The following is a 19,835-nucleotide window of genomic DNA, read 5'->3' as shown; positions in this document are numbered from 1 at the left end:
GGCCTTCCTCAGTTCACAGGCGGTGGCGCCATCGGCGCAACGGGCGGTGGGGTACCGACAGGCGGCGCTGCGGCGGGCGTCGGGGCGAACAGGTGGGCCAGCTCGGCGATCTGCCCGGCGCCCAGCCAGGCGGCCATGCCTTCGCGCCACAACAGGCTGTCGCGGGTCACCTGGCCGGTCTGCACGTACTGCTGCAACTGGCTGGTGGTGTACGGGCCATAGTTGGTGCCGGCCACGCTCAGGTGGTAGCTGTACTGCGGTGCGGCCACCGGCGGCGGCACCATGCCGGCTGCGCCTGGTGGCGGCGGTGGCGCCATGCCCGGCATGGGGGCGGCAACTGGCGCTGTGCTGGCGGCCGGCTGGAACAGGCTGTCGAGCCAGCCGCTGGTGAAGAAGTCCTTGAGCAGGGTGCGCTTCTCGCTGTGCTCGTCGTGCACTTCGTCGCGGTACACATCGGCGCGCGAGCCGCTGACCGGCTCGGTGAACTGCTGCAGCAACGCGCGCGCCTGCTCGACAAGGCGCTCGGCGTTGTCCGGGGCCTGGCGCTTGAGGCGGTTGTCGTACTCGTTTTTCAGCAACTCGGCGATCTTGTACGGGAAGGTCTGGTACAGCGACGACACGCCGATTTCGTCCTGGCGCATCTGCGGCTTGTAGGCGCCGCGGCGCAGGTCTTCGAACAGCGCGACCATGGCTGCCAGTTGCTGCGGGCTGCGCAGTTGCTCGTAGCGTTGGCGCAGCTGGTCTTCGATGTCCTTGCGCTGCAGCTGGTTCAGGCCGTTCTGGCGGATCGCGAACTCGTCACCGACGCTGAAGTAGTCCTGGTCGATCATCAGTTCGTAGCGCTCCGACGGGTTGCGGCGCAGTACCCCCATCACGACCGCGTGCAGGTACAGCTTGAAGTCCTCGGCGAACTGGCGGTACTGCTCCTGGGTGAACTGGATCGGCTGCACGAACTGGCTGATGCGCTTGTGGCTGTGCAGCGGGATGGTGGTGCTTTCCTTGCGGTAGCTGGCCAGGTAGGTCGGCAGCGGGGTCAGCGCCGGCAGAGGGAAGCCGCTGAGCTCGGTAAAGCAGATCAGCTTGCCCGGGGTGCCCGACTCGACGAACTGGATCTGCCCGGCGGTCATGCCGGTGCCCTGTGGCAGGCACTGGCCGAGCATGGCGCCATAGGTGCGCTTGAACTCATTGGCGTCCTGCACGCCGACCAGGCAGGTGTAGCGGTCCTTGCCGATGCCGAAGCCGCCGGTGAGGTTGAGCGGGGTCCACGGCATGGCACGTTGCAGCAACTGGCGGAACTTCTCGCGCTGCTCGTCCGGGGTCAGCGCGGCCAGCGCACTGAGCAGCGGGTCGGTGCCCTGGGTCTGGCGCGGCAGTTGCTGTACGGCCTTGGCGCGCAGCTTGGACAGCAGCTCTTCCTGGCCCTCCTCGTCCTGCAGCTTGCCGAACAGGGTCTTGGAGCCGCCGAAGTCCTTGAATGCGTCCTTGGCCCACTCGCGTACCTGGGCGCCGTCCACCGGTTGTTCTTCGCTGTTCTGCACCAGCGCCAGGGGGATCAGCGTGGCGTGTTTTTCCTTGATGCTGGCGTCGATCTTGCTGATGTCGGTCTCGATCCGGCGCAGCAGTTGGTCGACTGCGTTGCGCCCGTCCTGCAGGCGACCGACGAAGCCGTTCCACACCGCGCGACCGCTCTGGTCCACCGACTCCTTGCGGCCCAGCCAGTCGGACAGCTCGCGCAGCAACTGGGCCGCCTCGCGCGCGGCCACATGGCGCACGTAGAACAGCAGGCTGTCGCGCAGGGTGTCCTTGACCTGGGTGAGCACGGTCTCGGCCTGCTTGTCCTTGCCGCTGAGGCGGGCCATCAGGCCGCCGCCGGTGGTTTCCTTGAGGCGCTCGAATTCGCGGGCCAGCTCCGAGGACTCCAGCTTCTCGGCCAGTTCCTTGAAGCGTGCGGCGTTCTTTTCCAGCGCCGGGATGATGCCGCTGCCTTCGTTTTCCAGGCGGTCCTTGAGCATCTCGACCAGGGCCAGGGTGTAGTCCAGGCCACCGCGCTCATCGTCGTCCAGGCGACGGAAGAGTTTTTCCGGCAGGGCGTCTTCGCGCACCAGTTCGGCCAGGCGGCGCTGGCGGTTTTCCTTGATGCGCACTTCGTGGTTGCGCTCGGCACTGTCGATGTTGCTGCCCTTGGTGTCGCGTTCCAGCTGCTGCTGGATCTCGCGCACATGGGTCAGCCACTGGTCCTTGTCGGCGCCGCCGCTGTGCAGGCGTTCGAACAACGCTTCGACCTTCTGCTCGATCTGGGCGGTGATGCTGTTGTCGCCTTCCACCAGCAGCAGGTCGTCGGCGATCTGGTAGTGGGTGAACTCGCCGGTGGCCAGGGTCAGCTCGACCTTGGACAGGAAGTCCGGCAGTTCGGTGAAGGTACGCGGGGTGACGTTCAGCTGCTCGCGCAGGAAGTCGTCACGCTCGCGGTCGGTAGGACGGTTGTCGTTGGCCGAGGCGTTGGCGATGCCGAAGAACGCCTTGAGCATCTGCTGTACCTGACGGCTCAGGCGCACGTTCTGACGCGCATCGATCTGGGTGTCGAGCACGGCCTGGCCGAGCGAGGAGTACGAGCACGGGAAGCGCAGCTCGGTGTCGTCGCCGTAGTCCTGGGGCAGGCGCACAGTGTAGGAGCGGATCTTGTGCTGGTTCTGGTTGACCGCGATCGAACGCTTCTTGTTGGCGAAGTCCTGCGAGGTGAAGTCGGTGAACAGCACGTCCGAGAGCATCTCGTAGACGTCTTCCTGGTCGCTGGTCTTGGCCTGGGCGACGTTGCTGTTGTCGATGATGTAGACGTCATCGTACGGGCGGTTGTCGATGAACAGGTTGTCGGTGGCGTCCCAGTGCTTGACCAGACGGTTGCCGCGCATGCTGGTTTCCAGCTCCATCAGCGCCGCATAGCCGTTGGCCTGCACGCGCTCGGTGTTGTAGGCATGGAAGCCGCCGGGCAACACGAAGAACAGGTCGACCTTGCCGGCGATGTTGTGTTCCTTGAGGATCGCCTTGGCCAGGTAGCCCATGTCCAGGAACGAACCGGACCCGGTGCCGCCGGCCGCCGAGCCGCTGATGACGATACGGATCTTGCCGGGGTCGATTTCCAGGCCGAGCTTCTTGAGCTTGTCGGCGTTGCCGCCGATGTTGGCCAGCAGGCGCCCGACCTTGTCGCGCAGCTTGTCGCGGATCACCGGGTACTTGTCGTAGAAGTACAGGCGCGACAGCGCACGGATCTGCCCGGCGCCCTTGGAGGGGTCGATGCCCAGGGCGCGGATCTTGTCCGGGGTCAGCGGGAACCATTCGGCCACTTCACGGTGGCGGTTGAGCTCGTCCATCGAGTGGGTGTACTTGCTCAGGTTGAGCGGCTCGATGATCTTCTCTTCGGAGGTGAAGGCCACTTGCTCGGCCAGCACGTCGGTCTTGATCGACTTGCCGTCCTGGGTGACTTCGCCAGCATCCAGGTCGAAGTTGATGAACTGCACCAGGGGGAAGTCGGCAATCTGCTGCACCTGGTTGTTGCCGCCCCAGATGGCATTGAGAATGCGCCGGCGCAGGCGAATGTTGACCTTCATGCCGGTACCGCCCAGGGCGATGAACAGCGTCGGGTGGATCTTCTCGCTGACCATGTTCAGCGCTGCCGGGCCGGAAGGTTGTGCATTCTCGTTCATCTGAAACTCCATGAGCCCTGGCTGGGCTGGCCGAATCGGGTCGGCGGGCTAAATCCGTGGATCAAATTGAAGCGTCAGGCCAGGCCTGACGCGGGCAGTGCAGGCCGGGCTCAGCGCTTGGCCGAGAAGGTCATCAGCCAGGCCACCAGCGAAATGCCGGCCACGCCAGCCAGTGGCGCAAGGTACAGCGGGGTGAGGAACTGACCGGAGTTGATCACCGCCAGCACGGCCATGGCCGACACCAGCAGCAGGCCCAGGAACAGGAACCAGCCCGAGGCGTTGGCGCGGCTGGGGGCCACGCGCTCGCGCACGCGCCAGTTGGCGTAGGCGTTCTTGATCACGAAGAAGATCAGCGCCAGTACCACCAGTACGGCCACGCCGATCAGGGCGTCACGGCTGTCGACCTTTTTCGGGCCCAGGTCCATCAGCGGCGCCGGAACGCTCAGGGTGGAGGTGGTGGTGGCCGGTGCGGCGTCGTTTTCTACGGGGGCTGGCAGGGAGCTGGTCTGGGTCATGATCGGGGTCCTGGGTTATTTGAGGCGCACGGCGACGTCGGCGGCGAGTTTTTCGAGGGTGGCGCCGAACAGGCCGCGCTTTACGGTCGCGACCTTGTTCTGCCGGGCGTCATAGACGCTGGCGCTGCTGAACGGCTTGAGCGGGTACTGCTGGGCGATGCCTTCGACCATCACCGTGACCGGCTTCTTGCCGCCGATCAGGGCCTTGGCCAGCAACAGGCCGATCAACGCCAGCACCAGCAGGGCCAGCAGCAACAGCACCGGGCCCAGCGGGTAGCTGATCTGCAGCACGATCGGCAGGCGGGTGGCCGAAGCGCTGGCTTCGCTGGACGGCAGGAACACATCGGGCAGTGCATCGTTGGGGAACAGCTCGTTCATGCGCTCGATGAACTGCTGGGAAATCTGCAGTTGCTGCTCGCTCAGGCGCACTTCGATGGCCCCGGCACGCTGGTAGCCGCTGGACAGCAGCACTTCGCTGGACCACTGCGACGGCAGCGGCGGCAGTTGCAGGCTGATCGACAGCTCGTCGGAGCGGGCGCCGGGTTCGAGGTTCTCGATGCGGTCCATCGAGATCGCCGACTGCAGGGCTTCGCCGGGCATGTCCAGGCTCATCGCGACCTTGGCCGAGTGGATCTGGTAGGGGTTGAACTGGTTCTCGAAGCGGCCCAGCAACACCGCGGTCTTGGGCGAGCCGTCGACGTTGATGTTGAGCACCACGGTCTGCTGGTCGGGGGCCAGCTCTGCACTGACGTCGGGGGTGTCCTTGACGCCGGTCGGGATGAAGCGCACGGCGGCCTGGGTCAGCGGCTTGAGGCGTACACGCGCGTCGTTCAGCAGTTTGGCCAGGGCCGGCTGGGCCAGCACCTGTTCCAGCGCGGCACCGGCATTGGCGCCGTAGGCCAGGGCGTAGATCATCAGGCCGTTGGCTTCGAAGTTGCTGCTCTTGACCAGCATCTTCTGCGGGAAGGCGGCGATGCGGCTGATCACGTCTTCCTTGTGCAGCAGGTCGTAGAACTCGCGGTTCTTGAGCTGGGTCTCGCTGCTGTTGTTGGGGCTGTTCTTGTTGTTGGTGACGATCCAGATGATGCCTTCGCGCCCTTCCAGGCCGGTCTTGATCGCGGCCAGCAGGGCTTCCTTGAAGTCGGTGTCGGCATAGGCGCCACTGGCCTTGCGTGCCAGGGCCAGGGCATTGACGCTGTCGCCGAGCTTGGCGTGGGTGCCGGGGCCGCGGTAGGTCCATTGCGGCGAGGGGTGGCTGCTGTCGGCCTGGTTGAAGGCGCCGATCACCACTTCGCCGTTGCCGGCGGCGGTGGCGGCCAGTTGCGTGATCAGCGGTTTGAAGCCCGAAGCCGGGTCGAGGTAGAACGGCTCCATCCAGCCGGAGTTCTGTACCAGAAACACCTGGCGCAGCGGTTGCGCCTGGGCGCTCAGGCACACCAGGCTCAGGGCCAGCAGCAGGCCACGGCGCAGCAGGCGGTTCATGCGTTCCATCGGTAGAGCGCTCCAGTCGAATCGATGTACAGCCACAGGGCGTTGTCGTGGAAGAACCACTGGGCGTTCCAGGGTTGGGCCACTTTGAGGGTGATGCTCAAGGGCGGCTGGCCCACGCGTTCCAGGCAGAACTGGCTGTCGATGGCCTGGTCGTTGCCGAAGAACTGTTGCAGGCTCGACGGCCACTCGACGCGCACCGACAGCAGGTACTGGCTGTCGATGAACTCGATGAAGGGGTAGACCACTTCGCGCCGGGTGGGGGTGTTGTCGACGTCGTGCTCGCCCCAGGGCGCATCCAGGCGCACGTTGAACATGTAGTTCAGGTGCCCGGTGCTCAGGCGCGAGCCTTTGACTTCCTTGCGTTCGTCCGAGTCCAGGCGCAGGCAGTACTGCTCGCTGCCCTCGAACAGTTGCTGCCAGATGCCGTAGCCGTTGACGAACGGCGGGCCGTATTCGGGGCGGGCCTGGGCACCGGCGGGCCAGCTCAGCCACTGGGCGTCCAGCTGTGCGCCGAGCTTGACGCTGAGGTAGCCGTGGGCGCCGATCCACAGCAGGCGCCGCGAGGCCGGGTCGCGCAGTGGCGCGGACAGGCCCTGCAGGTGCGCCGGGTTGGCGTGGGCGATGGGGTGCAGGGTCCACTGTTCATTGTGGCGTGCCACCAGGCTGAAGCTGCCGTCGGGCATCTGCTGCGGGATCAGTACCTGGTCGTCGAGATCGCCGGGGGCGGCGATGGCACGGCCCGGGCAGCGGTCGACATGGTAGCGGCCATCGAGCGGGTCGACGCGCACCTCGGCGGCACCCTCGTCACAGGCCAGCAGCAGGCGTTGCTGTTCGCCCACCTCGCGCAGGCTCACGCCCCACGCCCAGCTGGGCAGGCTGCAACGGCCGATCGGGGTGCTGTGCGGCAACAGCGCCGCCCACTCCTGGGCCTGGCGCTGCCAGCGGAACAGGCTGCCGTCGCGGGCCAGCGCAAACAGCGCCTCGCGATGACCGCCCAGGTTGGCGACGAGAAAATTCAAGCCGTTCTTGCGTGGCAGCTGGTCGTACTTGTGCGCGGTGTTCAGGCTGCGCGGGGTAGCGCCGTCCAGCTTGCGGTACAGCGCGGCGAGGGTGTGTTCGGCACCGTCGAGCCGGCAACTGCCCTCCACCACCCGGCGTCCGCTGCCGTTGCCATAGGGCGGCAACCAGCGTTGCTGGCGGTCGAAGCGCACGGGTGTGAGGGCTGTACCGGTCTGCGGGCAATGGCGGAAGCTGGCCGGCAGCCAGCCCTGCGCACCGGGCGCCTGCTGCGCACCGACGAGAAAGTCCAGGTCGGGCTGCGCGTCTTCCAGCGCCTTGCCGGCGACGTGGGTCAGGGAGAACCTGCCATGGGCATCCTGCAACCAGCGTTGCCCATCCAGCGACCACTCGTACTCGCGGTCGTCTCCGACTACGTCCATATAATCCCACCATGCCAACGGTCGTCCGTGCGCGGCAGTGCCTGCTTGAGGTCAGGCCGTCACGTCGAAAGAAAGAGGTTCTGCGAAATGTCCCGGCGCCTTTCGGCGGGGCGCAATGGCAGCCAAATGCCATTTTTCAAGCGGCGAAATAGTGGCACAGGCAGTTACAAAGTCAACTACCGACTCAGGGCAATTGCAGCCCGCCAGCGGCCTTGTGCAATGCGCGCAGGTGTTCACCGAGCTGCTTGAGGTTGGCTTCGACGGCGGCGATTTCGGCGGCGCGCTCGGGGCCGAGCAAGGCGCGTACTTCCTTGTCCAGGTCGCCGGTCAGGCGCTGCAGTTGCTGCTGGCGCTGGCTGCTGGCCTGCTCCAGCTGCTGGCGTTCGCTGGCCTGGGGCAGCCCGTAGCCGCTGCCGTTCAGCAGTTCGGCCGGTTTGCTGAGAAAGCCGCTGTTGGCGAGGATCTGCTGCAGGGTGCTGTTGGCCTGGGCCACGTTGGTGTCGTTGAGCTCGCGACCGCTGAGGTAGCGCTGCTTGACCTCGTCCTGGGCCAGCAGCAACTGGCGGCGCAGGCCGGCCTGTTCCAGCAGCAACAAGGCCGCGCTGGTGCGCAGGTCGGCCTGGGCGAACCATTGCTGGCGCTGGGCGGGTGGCTGTTCGAGCCAGGCCTCCACGCTGGCCTGCGGCACCGGCAGGTGCTGCTTGAGCACCTGGAACATGGCCTGGTAGCGGTCGCGGTAGGAGTCGAAGCGGTAGCCCAGGCGCAAGGCTTCGCGCGGGTCGTCGAGCACGCTCATGTCGGCCAGGCCACGACCCTGCAGCACCTCGAGCAGGCCATTGGGCATGATGCTGTCGAGCCCGGCCAGGCGCGGGTTGCCGGTGCCGCTGCGCAGCAGCTTGAGGGTTTCGACCGCGCAGTTGTTGGACAGGAAGTAATAGTGGCCGTCGTAGTTCCAGTGCATCTCGGCGGCCTGGCGCACCAGGTCTTCGATTTCGTCCCGGTCGAGCTTGAGCGGGATCGAAGCCAGGCTGCGCAGTTCGGTCTTGGTGTACTCGTCGATCACCTGTGCCAGTGGCAGCACGAACAGGCGCGAGGGGTAGGCGCCGGTCAGGCCGTCCCAGCTCGATAGCTGCACGTCGTTGACGAAGGCGCGGTACGAGAGCACCAGGTGCTGGTCCAGGTCCAGGCGGCAGTCCGGACCGCGCGGGCGCCCCGGCGCGCAGATCACCAGGCGCAGCATGCTGTGGCCCCAGCGGCTGACCCAGTTCTGGTTGGCTTCGGCCAGCAGGAAGTCCACGGCGTACACGCGTTCGGGGTCGACCTGGCCCAGCGGCTGCTTGTCGAAGTCGTTGCCGGCGTTGAGGAACGGCAGCCCAGGCGCACACTCGGCAGCGGCAGGCGCCCAGTCGAAATGCTCGCGCAGGTACTTGTAGAGGGCCGGGCGGCGACAGGCGTAGCTCGGGTCGAGGAGGAAGTACTCCATGTTGACCGCGATGAATTCCTTGGGGCTGCTCAGCTCGTAGCTGTCCGGGGTGCGCGCGATCTGGCGGTTGTGCTGTTCGCGCTCGCCACGCCGGCCCACGTATTGCGGCCAGCCGGCGAGGTCGAGCAGGCGCGGGTCGTCGCTGAGGGTGAAGCGGCGTTCGGTCTGGCCGCGGCATTCATCGGGCAGCCCCACCTTGCCCAGGCTGGTGTTCTGGCGCACGCAGCGGCTGATCAGCCGGCGCTCGGGCGCTGGCCACAGGCGGGCGCGGTCATACAGGTGAGTGAGCTCGTGGAGAACGGTGGCCAGCAGCTCCTGGCGCACCGTGCCATGCGGCCGACCGGTCTGCGCGGTGGCAGCGCTGCCATCGGTGAGGCCCGGCAGCAGGCGCCGGTTGAGCTCCAGGCTCGATACCAGCGACGCCTGGCCATAGGCGTCTTCGGGCATGCGGGTGGTCCAGGAGACGTCGACGCGGCGGTCCAGCTCAGCCTTCAAGCGTGGCGGCAGGGCCTGCAGGGCTTCGTCGAGCAATGCCTGGCTGGCCCGCTGCTGTTGCGGGTCGAGGCCGTCTGCCTGCAGGTGCAGTTGCAGGTCGGCCAGCGCAGGGGCGCCGAGCAGCGTCAGTACGCTGCCCAACAGCCAGGCAAGGGGTTTCACAGCGACAGGATGGCTTCGGCCAGCACCTGGTCGCTGGCGTCGCGTGCTTCGGGAACGCGCTGGCGCAGGGTATCGAAGGCAGCTTCCAGTTGCGCGCCACGGATATCGCCACGGCTGGCGACGAAGCTGGCGGCATCGTCACGGGCCTCGCGCACGACCTTGGAGTCGCGGATCGAGGTGGTGGTGTCGGAGGTGAAGTCGATCGAGCGGCCAAAGGCACGCACGATGATATTGCTGGTGGCCACCAGGGTTTGTGCCTGGACCACGTCGGCCAGCAGCATCAGGCCGAGGGTGGCGGCAATCAGCGGTTTACGCATGGAGCATCTCCGGAAAATCGGTTGTGATCATTGGACGAGAATTGCCTGCGCCAGTTCAAGGTCGCTGGCATGAAGTTCGGGGGTGTGCTGGCGCAGTGCGTTCAGGGCGGCTTCCAGCTGTGCGCCACGCAGGGCGCCGTCGCTGGCGACGTAGGCGGCGGCATCGTCGTGGGCGGCCAGGATCAGCTTGCGATCGAACGGGGCGGTGGTCACCTTGCTGGTGGCGTAGCCCGCAATCACAAGGCTTTGAGTGGTCAGGTCGAAGGCCTGGACGGCAGTCGACGCGCAGAGTGCGAGCAGCAGCGGTAGCAAATAACGCATGAGGTCTGGTTGGCTGTGAAATCAGGCGGCAAGGCTATCCCAATGCGCGGGTGGGGACCAGCGCAGGGTACCCGGCTTTTACACGTTGTTACGTGTACCGGGCCCTTGCGCGGTTCAGATGGCCAGGATCGCCTGGGCCAGTTGGGCGTCGGAAGCCTGCAGGGTCGGGGCCTGCTGGCGGATGTGGGCGAAGGCGCTTTCCAGTTTCACGCCGCGGATGGCGCCCTGGCTGGCGACGAAGCTGGCGGCGTCGTCACGGGCGGCGCGCACGATCTTGTCATCGCGCAGCGATGAGGAGGCATCGGAGGTCGCGTTGGTGGAGGCGGCAACGCCACGCACCACGGTATCGGTGGTGACCACGAAGCTGGATGCGTGGGCAGTGGAGGCCAGGGCCAGCAGCATTGCGGCGCCAAGCAGGCGGGTACGGGACATGGTCGATCTCCTGAATATGGGCCCGGCTATTATGCAGCAGGTGGTGCAGTGGCGTCTGCTTCGCCGGCTCGTGCAGCGCAGCTGTACGATTGTACTGGTAGTATTTTGGTTTATAAAAACTGTACTGGTATTGGGTTCGAATGCTCTGGCACGGGCCTTTCAAACAAAAAAACCCGTCAGCAGTCACCTGCGACGGGTTTTTGAATTCGGGGTGCCGGCGTTGGCCGGCGGGCCCTGCATCAACGCCAGAAAGGCTTGCTCAGCTCTTCGTAACGTTGTGCTTCGCTGATACCGGCATCAGCCAGCAGACGCGAGTCCAGGCGAGCCAGTTGGTGGCGGCTGGCGATGCGGCGTTGCCACAGCATCAGGTTGGCCAGCAGGCGCAGTGGCAGCGAACCCTGGGATTGTTGAACGTTGTTTTCAAAAGCCAGATCGGAACTGAGTGTACGTTCCATGGTGTCATCCTTCCGCTTGTGGCGGCATTAGGTAGTGATTTAACTGATGCCAATGATCCTCCTGTGTCGTCCATAACAGTAGATACAGTTCACCTGCATTGTGATGGGCCAGTTAACTGTTTATGCAGACTGTTGCACTCGGATTGGACGCAACTGTACCGGTCCGCACTGAAACGGTGCAATTTAGGGTCAATGAGGGGATTTTGCGTAGGAAGGTACCGTCAAAACACCGGTACAGTAGAACAGTTTGTGTAACGGTTGAGCGGGGCAACTGTACAGCCGGTGCGCATTGCGCGCCACCGGCTGTACAGGGACGGCCTCAGCTGGCCAGCATGCGCCCGGTTTCTTCCAGGTTTTCATGCCACTGCAGGGCTTCGCGCAGGATGTGCGGGGTGTGCCCACCCTTTTCGCAGGCGCGGGTGAAGTAGTCGTTCAGTGCGTCGCGGTAGTCCGGGTGCACACAGTTGTCGATGATCACCCGGGCGCGCTCGCGCGGCGCCAGGCCACGCAGGTCGGCCAGGCCCTGCTCGGTGACGAGGATGTCCACGTCGTGCTCGGTGTGGTCCACATGGCTGACCATCGGTACCACGCTGGAGATCGCGCCGCCCTTGGCGATGGACTTGGTGACGAAGATGGCCAGGTGCGCGTTGCGCGCGAAGTCGCCCGAGCCACCGATGCCGTTCATCATGCGCGTGCCGCACACGTGGGTGGAGTTGACGTTGCCGTACAGGTCGAACTCCAGTGCGGTGTTGATGCCGATGATGCCCAGGCGCCGTACCACTTCAGGGTGGTTGGAGATTTCCTGCGGACGCAGCACCAGCTTGTCCTTGTAGCGCTCCAGGTTGCCGAACACGTCGGCGTTGCGACGGGTCGACAGGGTGATGGAACTGCCCGAGGCAAAGCTCAGCTTGCCGGCGTCGATCAGATCGAAGGTCGAGTCCTGCAGCACTTCGGAGTACATGGTCAGGTCTTCGAACGGCGAGTCGATCAGACCGCACATCACCGCGTTGGCGATGCTGCCGATGCCGGCCTGCAGTGGGCCGAGCTTGTTGGTCATGCGCCCGGCGTCGACTTCCTGCTTGAGGAAGTTGATCAGGTGGTTGGCGATACCCTGGGTTTCGTCGTCCGGCGGCAATACGGTGGACGGCGAGTCCGCCTGCTCGGTGATGACGATGCCGACGATCTTGGCCGGGTCGATCGGGATCGCGGTGCTGCCGATGCGGTCATCGACTTTCACCAGCGGGATCGGCGTGCGGGTCGGCCGGTAGGTCGGGATATAGATGTCATGCAGGCCTTCGAGGTTGGCGTTGTGCGCCATGTTGATCTCGACGATGACCTGCTTGGCGAAAATGGCGAAGCTGGCCGAGTTGCCCACGGAGGTGGTCGGCACGATGTGGCCGTCTTCGGTGATCGCGACCGCTTCGATGACCGCGATGTCCGGCAGCTTGAGCTGCTGGTTGCGCAGTTGCTCGACGGTTTCCGACAGGTGCTGGTCGATGAACATCACCTTGCCGTCGTTGATGGCCTTGCGCAGGGTGCTATCGACCTGGAACGGCATGCGACGGGCCAGCACACCGGCTTCGGTCAGCTGCTTGTCGAGGTCGTTGCCCAGGCTGGCGCCGGTCATCAGGCTGATTTTCAGCGGCGACAGCTTGGCTCGCTCGGCCAGTGCGTGGGGCACGGCCTTGGCTTCGCCGGCACGGGTGAAACCGCTCATGCCGACGGTCATGCCGTCCTCGATCAAACCTGCGGCATCGGCCGCACTCATTACCTTGCTGTGCAAAGAGGACAAGCGAATACGATCACGGTACATGGATTATTATCTCGGGCTACTAAAGCTAGATGCGCAGTCTATTGATTTCGCCTGTCGGCGTCCCGCGACCAAGGTCGAATGCGAAGGCCTGAAGTAGAGCCTTCTGTCGGCTGGGCGGGCATGAAAAAGCCCCAGCCGGTACCGCGCTGGGGCTATTTGTCACAGCCTTTTCAAGGGCTTACTCCACGGCTTTGACCATGTCTTCGATGACCTTCTTGGCATCGCCGAACACCATCATGGTCTTGTCCAGGTAGAACAGTTCGTTGTCCAGGCCGGCATAGCCGCTGGCCATGGAGCGCTTGTTGACGATGATGGTCTTGGCCTTGAAGGCTTCGAGGATCGGCATGCCGGCAATCGGCGACTTGGGATCGTTCTTGGCCGCCGGGTTGACCACGTCGTTGGCACCGAGCACCAGTACCACGTCGGCCTGGCCGAACTCGGAGTTGATGTCGTCCATCTCGAACACCTGGTCGTAGGGCACTTCGGCCTCGGCCAGCAGCACGTTCATGTGCCCGGGCATGCGCCCCGCCACCGGGTGGATCGCGTACTTCACGGTCACGCCGTTGTGGGTGAGCTTTTCGGTCAGTTCCTTGAGCGCATGCTGCGCACGGGCCACCGCCAGGCCGTAGCCGGGCACGATGATCACGGTGTCGGCGTTGCTCAGCAGGAAGGTGGCGTCGTCGGCCGAACCGGATTTCACCGGGCGCGCCTCCTTGGCACCGGCCGGGCCGGCCGCTTCTGCGGCGCCGCCGAAACCGCCGAGGATCACGTTGAAGAACGAACGGTTCATCGCCTTGCACATGATGTACGAGAGGATCGCGCCGCTCGAACCCACCAGCGAACCGGCAATGATCAGCATCGAGTTGTTCAGCGAGAAGCCGATGCCCGCCGCTGCCCAGCCCGAATAGCTGTTGAGCATCGAGACCACCACCGGCATGTCGGCGCCGCCGATCGGGATGATGATCAGCACACCCATCACGAAGGCCAGGGCCAGCATCAGGGCGAAGGCGGTCAGGTTGCCGGTGAAGGTGAAGATCAGGCCCAGGGCGATGGTGGCCAGGCCCAGCACCAGGTTGAGCTTGTGCTGGCCGCTGAACTGTACCGGCGCGCCCTGGAACAGGCGGAACTTGTACTTGCCCGACAGCTTGCCGAAGGCGATGACCGAACCCGAAAAGGTGATCGCACCAATGGCGGCGCCAAGGAACAGCTCCAGGCGGTTGCCGACCGGAATCGGGTCGCTGATGCTGGCCACGATGCCCAGCGACTGTGGTTCGACCACGGCAGCGATGGCGATGAACACGGCCGCCAGGCCGATCATGCTGTGCATGAAGGCGACCAGTTCCGGCATCTTGGTCATTTCGACGCGTTTGGCCATGATCGAGCCGGCAGTGCCGCCCACCAGCAGGCCGACGATCACGTAGCCGATGCCGTCGGTGGCCAGCTGCGCGCCCAGTTTGTAGATCAGGCCGACGGTGGTGATCACCGCCAGGGCCATGCCGAGCATGCCGAACAGGTTGCCGCGCCGCGAGGTGGTCGGGTGCGACAGGCCCTTGAGCGCCTGGATGAAGCACACCGAGGCGACAAGGTAGAGCAGGGTTACCAGGTTCATGCTCATGTTTACTTCTTCCCCTCAGCCTTCGCGGCCTTTTTCTTGAACATCTCCAGCATGCGCCGGGTGACGAGGAAACCGCCGAACACGTTGACCGCTGCCAGGGCCACCGCGAGGGTGCCCATGGTCTTGCCGAGCGGGGTCACGGTCAGCGCGGCGGCCAGCATGGCGCCGACGATGACGATGGCGGAGATGGCGTTGGTGACCGCCATCAGCGGGGTGTGCAGCGCCGGGGTCACGTTCCATACCACGTGGTAGCCCACATAGATGGCCAGCACGAAGATGATCAGGTTGTAGACGCCGTGAGAGATCAGCATGTCTTCCATTGTCTGGCTCCTTATCCGTTCTTGCGGATGACCTGGCCGTCGCGGCACATCAGGCACGCGGCGACGATGTCGTCTTCGAGGTTGATCGTGAGGGCGCCGTCCTTGTCGAACAGCAGTTTCATGAAGTCGAGCAGGTTGCGTGCATACAGGGCCGAGGCGTCCGCACCGACCTGTGCTGGCAGGTTGGTGGGGCCGACGATGGTCACGCCGTTCTCGATCACCACCTGGTCGGCCACGGTCAGCGGGCAGTTGCCGCCCTGCGCGGCGGCGAGGTCGATGACCACCGAGCCCGGCTTCATCTGCGCGACGGTTTCGGCGCTGAGCAGGGTCGGTGCCTTGCGCCCGGGGATCAGCGCGGTGGTGATGACGATGTCGGCCTGTCTGGCGCGTTCGTGCACGGCCTGGGCCTGACGCTGCATCCAGCTGGCGGGCATGGGTCGCGCGTAGCCGCCGACGCCTTCGGCGCACTCGCGTTCCTCATCGGTTTCATACGGCACGTCGATGAACTTGGCGCCGAGCGATTCGATCTGCTCCTTCACCGCCGGGCGCACGTCCGAGGCCTCGATCACCGCACCCAGGCGCTTGGCCGTGGCGATGGCCTGCAGGCCGGCCACACCGGCGCCCAGGATGAGCACGCGGGCAGCCTTCACGGTGCCTGCGGCAGTCATCAGCATCGGCATGAAGCGTGGGTAGTGATGCGCGGCCAGCAGCACGGCCTTGTAGCCGGCGATGTTGGCCTGCGATGACAGCACGTCGAGGCTCTGCGCGCGGGAGGTGCGCGGCGCGGCTTCGAGAGCGAAGGCGGTGATCCCGCGTTCGGCCATCCTGGCAATCACGTCATTGTTGAACGGGTTGAGCATGCCCACCAGAACGGTGCCGCTGTTGATCTGGCCCAGTTCGCTTTCGTTGGGCGCCACAACCTTGAGTACAAGCTGTGCGCCAAACGCATCGGCAGCGCTGCCGATGGTCGCGCCTGCTGCTTCATAGGCACTGTCGGGCACGCTGGCATTGACGCCCGCGCCACGTTGCACAGTGACCTGATGACCCTGGCCGATCAGTTTCTTGATGGTTTCGGGGGTGGCAGCGACACGTGTCTCGCCCGTCTGCGTTTCGAGAGGAACACCAATGTGCACGTCAATTTCTCCTGCGTGATCTTTTGTTGGTAAACCAGCGCACTGCGGATGGTGCGTCTGGGGCGGCCGATCAGCACGATCCCGCCCTGAATCCGGGCGGGGCGCGGCATTTTGCAGGCGATCCTGAATCGCTTCAACCGGTTCTGAAGGGTGACGAACGATAAACTACAAGTCACCCTGTGACCGAATGTCGCAATAAACGGCCTGAAGCCCGCGAACCGTGGGCTTCAGGGACATTACGCAAAATTTGAAATTTTTTCAGACAAATTTCGCGAAAGCGCATTTGTGCACAGGCTTTATGTCGCGAAGGCCCCGTAAACAGCAGGGCTAAGGGGTGTTTTGGCGTGCACCGGAACAGTCTGCTCATTTGCGACATTTTCGTATATCTGTAGGGCTCGATATTTGCTGACTACGGGGTCAACAAACCGCTCTGATCCTTGTGCTGCGCGGTATAGCGCTGGGCCTCGGCTACCAGCCAGTCGCGAAAAGCACGCAGCGAGGCGGATTCCACCTTGCGCTCCGGGATCATCAGGTAATACGCCTTGATGCTCGACAGCGCATGCGGGTTGGCAATCACCAGCCTGCCCTCCCCCAGTTCATGCTGGATGAGAAAGGGCGGGATCAACGCCACGCCCATCTCGTGCATGGCGGCCTGGGCCAACATCGAGAATAGCTCATAGCGCGGGCCGGTCATGTCGCGGGCCACGTTCATTTCCAGGCTGTTGAACCACTGGCGCCAGGCATAGGGTCGGGTGGTCTGCTGCAGCAGCGGCAGTTGCGCGAGGTCCTCGGCGCTAAGACTAGCCTGCCCTGCCAGCAAGGCCGGGCTGCACACCGGCACGGGGTTCTCGCCCATCAGGCGGTGGGACTGGGTACCCGACCAGTCGGCGTCGCCAAAATAGATGGCGGCGTCGAAGTGAGTGTCGGCGAAAAGGAACGGACGGGTGCGGTTGGTCAGGTTGACGGTGACTTCGGGGTGCAGGCGCTGAAAGTCCTTCAGTCGCGGCAGCAGCCATTGCGTGCCGAAGGTCGGTACCAGGGCCAGTTCGATCACGTTGGCGCCCTGCTGGCCCATCACCGACAGGGTATCGCGCTCCACCGCGTCCAGCTGGGTGGCGACGCGGCGGCTATAGGACAGGCCGGCTTCGGTGAGCTTCACGCCACGGCGCGAGCGTCGAAACAGCTCCACATTCAGAAACTCCTCCAGCCCGCCCACCTGTCGGCACACCGCGCCCTGGGTCAGGGAGAGCTCCTGGGCCGCCTTGGTAAAGCTTTCGTGGCGGGCTGCAGCCTCGAAGCACACCAGGGCCGTGGTGCTGGGGATCTTGCGCCGCATATACGTCAACCTCACTAATCAGTCGTAAAAATGGCCGTTGGTGCCGTTACGAAGTGAGAAATTATCACAAGACTATGCGCAATTCTCGTTTGTCGCCACGCCCGTTACGGCCTAGGATCAACCCACGACAAAACGTTTCCGAGGATTCGCACATGGCTGGCAAGGCAAGCTTCAACTGGATCGACCCGCTGCTGCTCGATCAGCAGCTCACCGAAGAAGAGCGCATGGTGCGTGACAGCGCGTTCCACTTCGCCCAGGACAAGCTCGCCCCGCGTGTGCTCGAAGCCTTCCGCCATGAGCAGACCGACCCGGCGATCTTCCGTGAAATGGGCGAGGTTGGCCTGCTGGGTGCGACCATCCCCGAGCAGTACGGTGGCAGCGGCCTCAACTATGTGTGCTACGGCCTGATTGCCCGTGAAGTGGAGCGTATCGACTCCGGCTATCGCTCGATGATGAGTGTGCAGTCTTCGCTGGTGATGGTGCCGATCAACGAATTCGGTACCGAGGCGCAGAAGCAGAAGTACCTGCCCAAGCTGGCCAGCGGCGAGTGGATCGGCTGCTTCGGCCTCACCGAGCCCAACCATGGCTCCGACCCGGGCTCGATGATCACCCGCGCCAGGAGCGTCGACGGTGGCTATCGCCTGAGCGGCAGCAAGATGTGGATCACCAACAGCCCGATCGCTGACGTGTTCGTGGTGTGGGCCAAGGACGATGCGGGCGACATTCGCGGCTTCGTGCTGGAGAAAGGCTGGGAAGGCCTGAGTGCCCCGGCGATTCACGGCAAGGTCGGCCTGCGTGCCTCGATCACCGGCGAGATCGTGATGGACAACGTGTTCGTGCCTGAAGAAAACATCTTCCCGGATGTACGTGGCCTGAAGGGCCCGTTCACCTGCCTCAACTCGGCGCGCTATGGCATCTCCTGGGGCGCCCTGGGTGCAGCGGAAGCCTGCTGGCACACCGCGCGCCAATACACCCTGGACCGTCAGCAGTTCGGCCGCCCGTTGGCCGCCAACCAGCTGATCCAGAAGAAGCTGGCCGACATGCAGACCGAGATCACCCTGGCCCTGCAAGGTTGCCTGCGCCTGGGCCGCATGAAGGATGAAGGCACTGCTGCGGTCGAGATCACCTCGATCATGAAGCGCAACTCCTGCGGCAAGGCGCTGGACATCGCCCGCCTGGCCCGCGACATGCTGGGCGGCAATGGTATCTCCGACGAGTTCGGCGTGGCCCGCCACCTGGTCAACCTCGAGGTGGTCAACACCTATGAAGGTACCCATGACGTGCACGCGCTGATTCTGGGGCGTGCGCAAACCGGTCTGCAGGCTTTCTATTAATAAGGAGCCAGCCCATGGGCGCGCTATCTCATCTGCGGGTGCTGGATCTGTCGCGAGTGCTGGCCGGACCGTGGTCCGGACAGATCCTCGCGGACCTGGGGGCCGAGGTGATCAAGGTCGAGCGTCCCGGGGCGGGCGACGACACGCGCGCCTGGGGCCCGCCGTTTCTCAAGGACGCCTATGGCGAGAACACCAGTGAGGCGGCCTACTACCTTTCGGCCAACCGCAACAAGCAGTCGGTCACCATCGACTTCACCCAGCCCGAAGGCCAGCAACTGGTACGCGAGCTGGCGGCCAAGTCCGACATCCTGATCGAGAACTTCAAGGTTGGCGGGCTGGCGGCCTACGGGCTGGACTACGAAAGCCTGCGGGCGATCAACCCGCGGCTTATCTATTGCTCGATCACCGGCTTCGGCCAGACCGGACCCTACGCCAAGCGTGCCGGTTATGACTTCATGATCCAGGGCCTGGGTGGCCTGATGAGCCTTACCGGCCGCCCGGAGGGTGAGGACGGTGCGGGGCCGGTGAAGGTCGGGGTGGCGTTGACCGATATTCTCACCGGGCTGTATTCGACGGTGGCGATATTGGCCGCCCTCGCCCACCGGGATCACGATGGCGGCGGGCAACACATCGACATGGCGTTGCTGGATGTGCAGGTGGCTTGCCTGGCCAACCAGGCGATGAACTACCTGACCACGGGTGTTGCGCCGCGTCGCCTGGGCAATGCGCACCCGAACATCGTGCCTTACCAGGATTTTCCTACCGCCGATGGCGACTTCATCCTGACCGTGGGTAACGACGGGCAGTTTCGCAAGTTCGCCGAGGTGGCCGGCCAGCCGCAGTGGGCGGATGACCCGCGGTTTGCCACTAATAAACTGCGTGTGGCCAACCGCGCCGAGCTGATCCCGCTGATTCGCCAGGCCACGGTGTTCAAGACTACCGCCGAGTGGGTCAGCCAGCTGGAGCAGGCGGGTGTACCGTGCGGGCCGATCAACGACCTGGCGCAGATGTTCCAGGACCCTCAGGTGCAGGCGCGTGGCCTGGCCATAGAGATTCCTCACCCGTTGGCCGGCAGCGTGCCGCAGGTGGCCAGCCCTATTCGTTTGTCCGAGACGCCGGTGGAGTACCGCAATGCGCCGCCGCTGCTGGGGGAGCATACCGAACAGGTGCTGATGCAGGTGCTGGGGCTGAAGGGTGACGAGGTGCAGCGCCTGCGTGGCGCGGGTGTGCTGTAGGCGCCCTCTCCTATCTATATAGAGGGTGGCGAGGGCTGATTTGATAAAGTTTCAAATTAGCCCTTGACGCACGATTTAATCTCTCTATAATTCGCCCCACTTCCGGCGCAGTCGGAACGAAAAACTCCTTGAATATCAATGAGTTGGGCGTTTCAGGTCAGGCTGGAGGTGCTTTGATCGAAAGATCGGCAGCGGTGAAAAAGGTGGTTGACAGCAGGTTGTAACGCTGTAGAATTCG

Annotated in this window: 16 protein-coding genes; 2 read left to right on the top strand and 14 right to left on the bottom strand. The window is 64.4% G+C overall.

Going from position 1 to position 19,835, the window contains the following annotated elements; all coding sequences use genetic code 11:
* Window positions 1-8: 8 nt before the first annotated feature.
* From CR917_RS00080 to CR917_RS00015, 14 genes are all read right to left on the bottom strand, one after another.
* On the bottom strand, window positions 9-3,701 hold the full coding sequence (locus CR917_RS00080) for a tubulin-like doman-containing protein (protein WP_054916014.1): 3,693 nt from the start codon (window positions 3,699-3,701) through the stop codon (window positions 9-11).
* A 110-nt stretch (window positions 3,702-3,811) separates the two neighbouring features.
* A complete protein-coding gene (locus tag CR917_RS00075) occupies window positions 3,812-4,216 on the bottom strand; it encodes a hypothetical protein (protein WP_054916013.1) in 405 nt (134 codons plus the stop codon).
* A gap of 15 nt (window positions 4,217-4,231) precedes the next feature.
* Window positions 4,232-5,707, bottom strand: a complete 1,476-nt coding sequence (locus tag CR917_RS00070; protein WP_104571731.1) for a hypothetical protein — start codon at window positions 5,705-5,707, stop codon at window positions 4,232-4,234.
* Window positions 5,695-7,146 carry a hypothetical protein gene (locus CR917_RS00065; RefSeq protein WP_088514222.1) on the bottom strand — a complete coding sequence of 484 codons (1,452 nt, stop codon included), beginning with the start codon at window positions 7,144-7,146 and terminating at the stop codon, window positions 5,695-5,697. Before CR917_RS00065 ends, CR917_RS00070 begins: the two co-directional genes overlap by 13 nt.
* Window positions 7,147-7,330: 184 nt before the next feature.
* The gene (locus CR917_RS00060; protein ID WP_104571730.1) at window positions 7,331-9,286 is read right to left on the bottom strand and encodes a DUF4105 domain-containing protein; all 1,956 of its coding nucleotides are present in this window, start codon (window positions 9,284-9,286) and stop codon (window positions 7,331-7,333) included.
* Complete coding sequence (locus CR917_RS00055) at window positions 9,283-9,603, bottom strand: DUF2388 domain-containing protein (protein WP_043862327.1); 321 nt, start codon at window positions 9,601-9,603, stop codon at window positions 9,283-9,285. The genes CR917_RS00060 and CR917_RS00055 overlap by 4 nt, the downstream gene beginning before the upstream one ends.
* A 27-nt stretch (window positions 9,604-9,630) precedes the next feature.
* Entirely contained in the window at window positions 9,631-9,924 is a 294-nt protein-coding gene (locus CR917_RS00050; RefSeq protein ID WP_104571729.1) for a DUF2388 domain-containing protein, read from the bottom strand.
* 114 nt (window positions 9,925-10,038) lie between these two features.
* Window positions 10,039-10,356: a DUF2388 domain-containing protein gene (locus CR917_RS00045; RefSeq protein ID WP_043862329.1), complete on the bottom strand. Its 318-nt coding sequence runs from the start codon at window positions 10,354-10,356 to the stop codon at window positions 10,039-10,041.
* A gap of 239 nt (window positions 10,357-10,595) precedes the next feature.
* Window positions 10,596-10,811, bottom strand: a complete 216-nt coding sequence (locus tag CR917_RS00040; RefSeq protein WP_104571728.1) for a DUF1127 domain-containing protein — start codon at window positions 10,809-10,811, stop codon at window positions 10,596-10,598.
* 319 nt (window positions 10,812-11,130) lie between these two features.
* Window positions 11,131-12,624 carry an acetyl-CoA hydrolase/transferase family protein gene (locus tag CR917_RS00035; protein WP_043862331.1) on the bottom strand — a complete coding sequence of 498 codons (1,494 nt, stop codon included), beginning with the start codon at window positions 12,622-12,624 and terminating at the stop codon, window positions 11,131-11,133.
* Window positions 12,625-12,802: 178 nt separating this feature from the next.
* Window positions 12,803-14,239, bottom strand: coding sequence for an NAD(P)(+) transhydrogenase (Re/Si-specific) subunit beta (locus CR917_RS00030; protein ID WP_043862332.1), 1,437 nt, complete (start codon window positions 14,237-14,239; stop codon window positions 12,803-12,805).
* Window positions 14,240-14,241: 2 nt separating this feature from the next.
* Entirely contained in the window at window positions 14,242-14,559 is a 318-nt protein-coding gene (locus CR917_RS00025; RefSeq protein ID WP_043862333.1) for an NAD(P) transhydrogenase subunit alpha, read from the bottom strand.
* An 11-nt stretch (window positions 14,560-14,570) separates the two neighbouring features.
* Window positions 14,571-15,692 carry a Re/Si-specific NAD(P)(+) transhydrogenase subunit alpha gene (locus CR917_RS00020; protein ID WP_043862334.1) on the bottom strand — a complete coding sequence of 374 codons (1,122 nt, stop codon included), beginning with the start codon at window positions 15,690-15,692 and terminating at the stop codon, window positions 14,571-14,573.
* 409 nt (window positions 15,693-16,101) lie between these two features.
* A complete protein-coding gene (locus CR917_RS00015) occupies window positions 16,102-17,028 on the bottom strand; it encodes a LysR family transcriptional regulator (protein ID WP_104571727.1) in 927 nt (308 codons plus the stop codon).
* Window positions 17,029-17,180: 152 nt separating this feature from the next.
* Here CR917_RS00015 and CR917_RS00010 point away from each other — a divergent pair, with 152 nt between their 5' ends.
* Together CR917_RS00010 and CR917_RS00005 are read left to right on the top strand one after the other, a co-directional pair.
* Window positions 17,181-18,362, top strand: coding sequence for an acyl-CoA dehydrogenase (locus CR917_RS00010; protein WP_054916007.1), 1,182 nt, complete (start codon window positions 17,181-17,183; stop codon window positions 18,360-18,362).
* Between the two features lie 14 nt (window positions 18,363-18,376).
* Window positions 18,377-19,597 carry a CaiB/BaiF CoA-transferase family protein gene (locus tag CR917_RS00005; protein ID WP_043862337.1) on the top strand — a complete coding sequence of 407 codons (1,221 nt, stop codon included), beginning with the start codon at window positions 18,377-18,379 and terminating at the stop codon, window positions 19,595-19,597.
* The last annotated feature ends 238 nt before the right edge of the window (window positions 19,598-19,835 follow it).

This window comes from Pseudomonas sp. BRM28, from assembly GCF_002939405.1.
Lineage (GTDB): Bacteria > Pseudomonadota > Gammaproteobacteria > Pseudomonadales > Pseudomonadaceae > Aquipseudomonas > Aquipseudomonas palmensis.
Note: the sequence above shows the minus strand (reverse complement) of the source record. Positions and strands in the feature narration are given on the sequence as shown.